Below are 8802 nucleotides of genomic sequence, written 5' to 3'. Positions count from 1 at the left end.
CGACGACCTGCTCGGCGGCCCTGCGCATCTCGGCGGCCTCGTCGCTGCCCTCGACGACCGCCTCGTCGGGGATGCCGGCGCCGCCGTACCAGTGCCCGATGGACTGCGCGAAGAACCGCTGCCCCCGGATGCCGACGCGCCGCGCCCTCTCCCGGTCGTCGAGCACGATCGTCGGGCAGAGCACGGAGAAGTGGTCGTTGACGACGCTCGACACGAAGCGGGCGTCGGTGCGGGCCGCGATGGCGTCGTCGTACGCCCGGCGCATGTCGGCGATCGACTCGGGCCCCGCGAAGCCCATCACCAGGGCGCCGATGCCCAGTTCGGCGGCCTGGGCCAGCGTCTCGGTCCTGCTGCACGCGAGGAAGAGCGGCGGGTGCGGGGTCTGGTGCGGGCGCGGCAGGATCGGGTGCGGGTCGATGTCGAGGAGCGCGCCGTGGTGCTCCAGCTCCTCCTTCTCCCAGGCCTTGCCGATGATCTGGAGCGCCTCCTCGACCTCCTGGGTCGTACGTTCCTTGTCGACCCCGCACAGCGACGTCTCCTGCGTCGTGCCGCCCCGGCCCGCGCCGAGGTCGAGGCGGCCGCCGGAGAGCAGGTCGAGCATCGCGGCGCGCTCGGCCACCCGCGCCGGATGGTTGAAGCGGAACGGCATGCAGACCACGCCGTGCCCGATCCGGATGGTGCTGGTGCGCGCGGCGACCCAGGTCAGGAAGATCTCCGGCGCGCTCATGTGCGCGTACCACTTGAGGGAGTGGTGTTCGACCGCCCAGACGCGGTCGAACCCCATCCGCTCGGCGAACACGGCCTGCTCGACGCTGTCGCGGATCACTTGGTGCTCACGCTCGACGGTCGGGTCGGCGAGCTGTGCTTCGAAGATGACGGAGAACTTCACGTGCCCTCCAGGAGGTGTGCCGTTGCGGCATGGTCCTTGTTTCGATTCGCCATATGACTAGTCGTCATATCGTGAACTCGCAAGAGGTATCGCTCATGAGCTCGCACGGTTCCGGTCATGAACTCGCGTGAGGTTCCGCGAACGCTCCGGGCGTCTCGCGCGGGCGGCCTCGCGCACTCCGTGAGCGAGGTCACATGGCCGGATTCATGCGCTGCACAACCTGTCGGCGGACCGGCAGGTCATGCATGTGCCCCCCCCTTGATCGCACAGAAAAGGCATCCATGAAGGTCAACCGCGCCCTGGCGGCCGCCGCCGCCCTCACCGCCGTCGGCTCCGCCTCGCTCCTCGCCTCCCCTGCCGCGTACGCGACGGGCGACGCCCCCGCGGACAGCGGCGCGCCGTCCGCGTCGGCCACCGCGGAGCCGTCGGCCGAGCCGTCCGCCGGCAGCGGGGACGCCGACGAGGCCGGCACCCCGGCCCGGGCGACGGGCGACGCGGCGGGCGAGCGGGAGCAGGCGGGGCAGGGCGGGAGGAGCGGGCCGAAGGACGCCACCGCTCCGTCGGCGGACAAGGCCGGGCCGACGCCGTCCCCTTCGTACACCCGCCCGACCTTCTGCTCCGGCATTCCGGACGAGGAGCGGGGCAAGACGGAGCTGCGCGACCTGCCGAGCAGGATCGTCGCCGGTTCGGGATGGCACGCGTTCACCTATCGGGTCACCAACGTCTCCGAGGTCAAGGTGATGGAGACCGACCTCACGGTCTACCTGGGCACCGCCGACCCGGAGCTCGACGACGTGGCCGACCTCGGGGTCACCCTGGAGTGGTTCGACCCCGGCACCGAAGCCTGGCAGCCCGTCGAGGGCGAGGGCGCCGAGTGGGACGACAACCAGGACTTCGCGACGCTGGGCGTCCTCGCGCCGGGTGAGCACCAGGACGCCAGGATGCGGATCAGGATCGCCGCGGACGCCACGGCGGGCTCGGGCTACTTCTTCACCACGGGTCACTCGTACGGCGAGGACGGCCAGTGCGGCTTCGACGAGATCAGCCGGTTCGACTTCACCGTCCTGGCGGCCGGCAGCGAGCCCGGCAAGGTCGAGGACGCCAAGGGCAGACCGGGCGACAAGGCGGACCGGGCCGAGCTGACCAAGGAGCGGGAGAAGAGCGGCAAGGGCGACCACCGGCCGCAGGGCGGTCGCGCCGAGCCCGCCGCGGACGGCGGCCTGGCCGAGACCGGCTCGTCGAGCGCGCTGCCCACCATGGCCGTGGCCGGCGGCGCGGCGATCGCCGCGGGCGCGGCGGCCGTCTTCGTCGTACGGCGCCGCAAGGCGGCGTCCGGCGAGTAGGACCGGCACCGCGCCCGGCACACACCGGCGCATGAGGAAGGCCCCACCGGTCCGCCGGTGGGGCCTTCCTCATGCCGCCGTGACGCCGCCAGGCGCCGTGACGTCGCGAAGCGCGGTGCGCGGGTCAGACCGTCCGGGCGAGGCGGTCCGCGAGGAGCTTGGCGAAGCGGGCCGGGTCGGACAGGTCGCCGCCCTCGGCGAGCAGGGCGGTGCCGTACAGGAGCTCGGCGGTCTCGGTCAGGGCCGCCGCCCGCGAGTCCGGGGCCGCGTCCGACGCCGTCTTCGCGTCGGCATCCTCGGTCGCATCCGCGGTCGCGGTCGCGTCCGGTTCCGTGGTCGCGGCGTACCGCTCGTGCGCCGCCTTCAGGCCGCTGACCAGCGGGTGCTGCGGGTTCAGTTCGAGGATGCGCTGGACCGACGGGACGTTCTGGCCCATCGCCTTGTACATCTTCTCCAACGTCGGCGTGAGGCCCTCGGCGTCACTGACGAGGCACGCGGGCGAACTGGTCAGACGGGTCGTCAGACGCACGTCCTTCACGTCGTCGAGCGTCTCGGTGAGCCAGCTCAGCAGCGGCGCGTACGCACCGGACTCCTCCTGCGACGGCTCCTCCTGGGAGGGCAGGTCGACCGCGCCGCGCGCGATGGACTGGAACCCCTTGCCGTCGTGCTCCGGCACCGCCTCCACCCAGATCTCGTCCACCGGGTCGGTGAGCAGCAGGACCTCGTACTCCTTGGCCTTGAAGGCCTCCAGGTGCGGGGAGTTCTCGACCTGCGCGCGGCTCTCGCCGGTCATGAAGTAGATCTTGTCCTGGCCCTCCTTCATGCGGGAGACGTAGTCGGCCAGGGTCGTGGGCTCGTCGCCCGCGGTGGAGGCGAACGACGCGATGTCGAGGATCGCCTTCTGGTCCTCGGGCCCGCCGAGCAGCCCCTCCTTGACGGCGGCGCCGAACTCCCGCCAGAACGTGCGGTACTTGTCCGCGTCGTTCTTCATCAGGTCCTTGATGGTCGACAGGACCTTCTTGGCGAGGCGGCGGCGGATCAGCTGGATGTGCCGGTCCTGCTGGAGGATCTCGCGGGAGATGTTCAGCGACAGGTCGGCCGCGTCCACGACGCCCTTGACGAACCGGAGGTAGTCGGGCAGCAGTTCACGGCTGTCGTCCATGATGAACACGCGCTTCACGTACAGCTGGATGCCGTGCCGGGCGTCGCGCTGGAACAGGTCGTGCGGGGCACGCGCGGGCAGGAAGAGCAGCGCCTCGTACTCGAAGGTGCCCTCCGCCCGCATCTGGATGACGTCGAGCGGGTCCGACCAGTCGTGGCTGATGTGCCGGTAGAACTCGCGGTACTCCTCGTCCTTGACGTCCGAACGCGGGCGCGCCCAGAGCGCCTTCATCGAGTTGAGCGTCTCGTCGCCCAGGCGGATGGGGAACGAGATGAAGTCCGAGTAGCGCTTGACGATCTCCCGGATCTTCCGGTCGTCGGCGTAGTCGAAGAGCGCGTCCTCCTCGTCGGCGGGGCGCAGGTGGACGGTGACCGAGGTGCCCTCCGGCGCGTCCTCGACCGTCTCGATCGTGTAGGTGCCGCCGCCGTCGGACTCCCAGCGCACGCCGGTCTCCTCGCCGGCCTTGCGCGTGAGCAGGGTGACCTTGTCGGCGACCATGAAGACGGAGTAGAAGCCGACGCCGAACTGGCCGATCAGCTCGGCCGCCTCCTTGTTCTCCTTCAGGCGGCGCAGCGTCTCGGCGGTGCCGGACCGGGCGATGGTGCCGATGAGGCCCACCACGTCCTCGCGCGACATGCCGATGCCGTTGTCCCGCACGGTCAGCGTGCGGGCCTCGCCGTCGGCCTCGACGGCGATGTGGAGGTCGTCGGCCCGGAGGCTGTCGTCCTGCAGCCCGGCCAGACGCCGCTTGTCCAGCGCGTCGGAGGCATTGGAGATCAGTTCACGCAGGAAGATGTCCTTGTTCGAGTAGATCGAGTGGACCATCAACTGCAGGAGTTGCCGTGCCTCGGCCTGAAACTCCAGCGTCTCGGTGCTCATTGCTCCCCTTCTGGTCAAACCTTCTGGTCAAACGGCGTGCGCAAGCGCATGCCACCGAAATCTGGCACATCGGGAATGGCCCACACAAGCGTTCCCGGCAAGGGCTCGCGCCGACCGCCGGACCGTCACCGGTGCGAGTGGCTCCCGGTGTCCGTCAGGCGTTCAGATAGGCGAGGACCGCGAGCACGCGCCGGTTGCTGTCGCTGGACGGCGGGAGCATCAGCTTCACGAAGATGTTGGAGATGTGCTTGGCGGCGGCGCCCTCGCTGACGCAGAGGCGCTGTGCGATGGCCGTGTTGGAGCAGCCCTCGGCCATCAGCTCCAGGACGGTGCGCTCGCGGGCGGTGAGGCTGGCGAGGGGTTCGTCGCGGGAGTGGCTGGTCATGAGCTGGGCGACGACCGCGGGATCCATGGCGGTCCCGCCGTCGGCGACGCGGCGCACGGCGCCGATGAACTGCTCGTCGTCGAAGACGCTGTCCTTGAGGAGGTAGCCGATGCCGCCGGTGCCGTCCGCGAGGAGCTCGCGGGCGTACATCTGCTCCACGTGCTGGGACAGGACGAGAATGGGCAGGCCAGGACGCTCACGGCGGGCCTTGAGGGCCGCCTGGAGGCCTTCGGTGGTGAACGTCGGGGGTAACCGTACGTCCACCACCGCGATGTCGGGCTGATGTTCGGTGATGGCGGCGGCGAGGTCCTCGCCGTTGTCGACGGCCGCGGCCACTTCGAAGTCGTAATCCTCCAGAAGCTGGATGAGCCCCTGCCTCAGGAGGAAGAGGTCTTCCGCGAGGACAACGCGCACGGTATCTCCATTTTCGTCACGGTGGGTCCGCCGGAGGGACTGTTGATCTCCAACGTCCCGTCAAAGGTTGCCAGGCGGCGGCGGATTCCCTCCAGTCCGGTCCCGGCCGCGCCGTCGGCACCCCCCTTGCCGTCGTCGATGACCTGCGCGTACAGCACGCCGTCCGTGTAACGCGCGGTGATCTCGACGTGTTCCGCTTCGGCGTGCTTGAGCGCGTTGGTGAGCAGCTCCGACACGGAGAAGTAGACGGCGGACTCGACGGGCGGGGGCAGGTCCGCGGGCAGGTCCGCGTCGACCGTGACGGGCAGCGGGCTGGCGATGCCGAGGGCCCGTACAGCGTCGGCGAGGCCGCGCTCGGCGAGGACCGGCGGGTGGATGCCGCGGACCAGGTCGCGCAGTTCGGTCAGGGCGAGCACGGAGGAGGCGCGGGCCTCGCGCAGCAGGCGCCGGGCCTCGTCGATGTCGTGGCCCATCTTCCGGTCCACGGCGCCGAGTTTGAGGCCGAGGCCCACCAGCCGGGCCTGCGCGCCGTCGTGCAGGTCCCGTTCGATGCGGCGCAGTTCGGCGGCCTGGGTGTCCAGGGCGCCGGAGCGGGTCTCGGCCAGGTGGCGCACCCGCGAGGCCAGGCGGGTGCGTTCGGTGGGGCCGATCAGGAACCGGCAGAAGTACGCGTACCCCTTGAGCACCACGGGCCCGGTGAACAGCCAGACGCCGAGCAGGCCCACCGCGATCGCCGCGGCCGCCAGCGCGGCGGGCCAGGAGTCGACGGTGACCAGGGCGTACATGCGGCCGTCGCCGTCCGCCGCGAGGGGCCGCCACAGCCCGCACGCGAGGACGAGGCCCTCGCCCGCGTAGTAGAGGACCCCGGCCGGCAGGAATCCGAGGAGCCCTACGGCGGTGTTCAGGAACAGCCACAGCAGGTCGCGCCAGGTGGCGGGGTCGGTGAGGATCCACTTGCAGCGGCGCATCCAGCCGACGATGTCCTTCTCGACCTCCTGCGGCGCCGGCTGGTAGGGCGCCTCGAAGGGCACTCCGGAGCGGGCGGCGGCGGTGCGGGTCAGGCCGGTCAGCCGGCGGGTCGCCCGCGTGAGGTAGGGCAGGGCGACGAACCCGATCCCGATGAGGCAGAGGATCACGAAGTACGTCGTCGTGAGGAACAGCGCGAGGGACGCCATCGCCCCGACGGCGATCAGCACGCCGACCGCCGTGTCGGACACTGCGCGGCGGGCCAGGGCGCGCCACGGGACGGGCACGGTTGTCATGCCGTCATGCTCCCATCGCGTGCGGTGTACAGGAAAAGCTGTGGTGTACGGGACATGAAAGGGCAGCCCCTGCCCGGGGGATGGCAGGGACCGCCCAGCTGGGGGAAGGCTCAGGCGGCCTTCACGGTGTCCACCGCCGGCTCGCGCATCCCGCGCCACGAGGGCAGCAGGGTGGCGCCGAAGACCAGCAGCAGGGATCCGCCGACGATGGCGAGGTAGATGCCGATCGAACCGGAGGGCAGGATCGAGTCGTTCTTCACGAGGCTGTACGGGACGATGGTCGTCGCCGAGGCCGCCGTGCCGAGGACGGTGGCGATGACGGCGATCAGGGCGCCCTCGACACCGAGCATGCCGAGCACCTGGGCGCGGGTCGCGCCGGTCAGCCGCTGCAGTCCGAACTCCGCGCGCCGCTTGCGGGTCACCGCCACCAGGGTGTTGACGACGGTGATGGCCGCGTAGCCCACGATCATCGCGACGATCGTGTAGTTCGCGGAGACGAGGATCTGCTGGATCTGGTTGTTCCGTCCGGCCAGCGAGGAGCTGTCGTCGAGTTCGGTGCCGGGCACGGCACCCGCCACGTCGGCGAGGCGGGCGTGCAGGCCCTCGGCGCCGGACGCGGCCGTCACGAGGATCTGGTGCGGCAGGCCGTCGGTGGTGTGCGGGGCGAGGGTGCGTGCGGGCAGGACCAGGTACTGCTGCTTGGGGTTGTCCTCGAAGAGCGCGACGACGGTGGGCCTGGTGCGGAACCCGTCGCCGAGGTGCATGGGCAGCCGGTCGCCGACCTTCACGCCGAACTCGTCGGCCTTCTTCTCCGACAGGGCCACGGTGTCGCCCGTGAGGCCCGCGAGCCTGCCCTCGGTGACGCGCAGGTCGAGGGTCTTGGCGACGCCGTCGGCGCTCACGCCGCGCAGGTCGAGGTCGGCGCGGCCGTCGGGGGCGTCCACGAAGCCGCGGCTGGTGACGAGTTCGGAGGCGCCGGCCACGCCGGAGGTGGTGCGGACGGTGTCGACGACGTCCGGGGCGAAGCCGCCGGTGGTGGAGTCCAGGACGTAGTCGGCGAGGATGTTGGCGGTGTACGAGCGTGCGGAGACGTCGTCCTCGGTGGACTGCATGTAGAGGGTGCCGGTCGCGATGCCGATGAGCAGGACGATCGGCGCGATGGCGCCCGCCATGCGGACGTTGGAGGTCGTGGCGTTGCGCAGCGCGAGGGCGCCGGGCAGACCGGACAGGGCGCGCACCGGCAGGCGCAGCAGCGCGACCATGGCCTTGGTGATGCCCGGGGCGAGGAGCGCGAGCCCGATGCAGAAGAGCACGGAGGCGGGTCCCGCGGTGCTGGCGAGGGTCGGGCCGTCCTCCATGACCGTGGCGGTGGCCACGGCGAGACCGATGCCGTTGGCGATGAAGAACAGGGCGAGCAGCAGCCTCGGCACGCTGAACCAGTTGGTGCCCGCGGTGGATTCGGCGAGCGCCGCGACCGGTTCGGTGCGGGCGGCGCGGCGGCCCGCGAAGCGGGTGGCGAGGGCCGCGGCGACGACGGTGGTGACCGCGCCGACGGCCATGGGGAGCCAGCCCGCGCGGTAGACGATCGCGTCGGACACCACGCCGCTGTCGCTCAGGACGCCGAACAGCAGCTTGCCGACGGCGTATCCGGGGGCGAGCGCCAGGGCCACCGAGGCGACCGACAGGACGGCGGTCTCGCACAGGATCATGCGGCGCAGTTGCTGGGAGGTGGCGCCGACCGCGCGGAGCAGCGCCATCTCCCGGGCCCGCTGCTGGAGCGAGAGGCCGAGGGTGGAGGCGACGCCGAACATCACGATGAGGACGACGGAGCTGCCGAAGATGGCCGCGAGGATGACGATGGTGCGCTGGCTGGAGAGGGTGCCGGGCAGTTCGGCCAGGCCCCGCTGCGCGCCGGCGAGGACCTCGGCGCGGTCGCCGACCGCGGACTTCACCGCGTCGGTGAGGGCGGCCGTGTCGGTGCCGGGGTCGGCGATGACGCCGATGTTGTCGATCCGGCCGCCGGCGCCGGCCAGCGTGCGGGCCTTCTCGTCGGTGAAGAAGACGGCCGCGTCGGGGTTGTGGTCGCCGCTCTGGGCGGCGATGCCGCTGACACGGACCTTCTCGGTGGTGCCGCGGACGGCGACCTCGACCTCGGCGCCCGGCTTCGCGCCGAGGCGGTCGGCCAGGCTCTGGTCGAGGACGATCTCGCCGCCGGCGGCGGGGGCCTCACCGGCGGCGAGAGTGTAGGGGGTGAGCTGGGCGCCGGACCAGCCGTGGCCGTAGGACGCGGACTCACCGGTGACGGGCTTGCCGTCCTTCAGGACCGCGGCGGGGAAGGACACGTCACCGACGGCCTTGCGTACGCCGTCGACGGCGGCGACCTTCGTCACGAGGCCCTGGTCGATGTGGTGACGCTCCGTCAGGGCAGCGCCGTCGTAGGACTGCTGGCCGGTGACGACGACCGTGGC

At 71.4% G+C, this 8802-nt stretch carries 6 protein-coding genes; 1 reads left to right on the top strand and 5 read right to left on the bottom strand.

What is annotated here, in order from left to right; all coding sequences use genetic code 11:
* Positions 1–889: LLM class flavin-dependent oxidoreductase (locus AOK22_RS37230; protein ID WP_244165265.1), on the bottom strand; the 889-nt coding region annotated here is incomplete at its 3' end.
* Between the two features lie 281 nt (positions 890–1170).
* Here AOK22_RS37230 and AOK22_RS37225 point away from each other — a divergent pair.
* Positions 1171–2232 (top strand): LPXTG cell wall anchor domain-containing protein, encoded by a 1062-nt coding sequence (locus tag AOK22_RS37225; protein WP_055703081.1) that lies wholly within the window; start codon positions 1171–1173, stop codon positions 2230–2232.
* A gap of 124 nt (positions 2233–2356) precedes the next feature.
* Here the strand turns inward: AOK22_RS37225 and htpG are convergent, their stop codons facing one another.
* The 4 genes from htpG to AOK22_RS37205 all read right to left on the bottom strand — a co-directional run.
* Positions 2357–4273 carry a molecular chaperone HtpG gene (gene htpG / locus AOK22_RS37220; RefSeq protein WP_055703080.1) on the bottom strand — a complete coding sequence of 639 codons (1917 nt, stop codon included), beginning with the start codon at positions 4271–4273 and terminating at the stop codon, positions 2357–2359.
* Between the two features lie 154 nt (positions 4274–4427).
* Positions 4428–5072: a response regulator gene (locus tag AOK22_RS37215; RefSeq protein WP_055703079.1), complete on the bottom strand. Its 645-nt coding sequence runs from the start codon at positions 5070–5072 to the stop codon at positions 4428–4430.
* The gene (locus tag AOK22_RS37210; RefSeq protein ID WP_208606502.1) at positions 5036–6334 is read right to left on the bottom strand and encodes a sensor histidine kinase; all 1299 of its coding nucleotides are present in this window, start codon (positions 6332–6334) and stop codon (positions 5036–5038) included. The genes AOK22_RS37215 and AOK22_RS37210 overlap by 37 nt, the downstream gene beginning before the upstream one ends.
* Positions 6335–6444: 110 nt before the next feature.
* On the bottom strand, positions 6445–8802 hold a 2358-nt coding region (locus tag AOK22_RS37205; protein WP_055703078.1), incomplete at its 5' end, for an FtsX-like permease family protein.

Source organism: Streptomyces silaceus (assembly GCF_001419745.1).
Classification (GTDB): domain Bacteria; phylum Actinomycetota; class Actinomycetes; order Streptomycetales; family Streptomycetaceae; genus Streptomyces; species Streptomyces silaceus.
The sequence above is the reverse complement of the archived record's forward strand: the minus strand, read 5'-3'. Positions and strand labels throughout refer to the sequence as shown.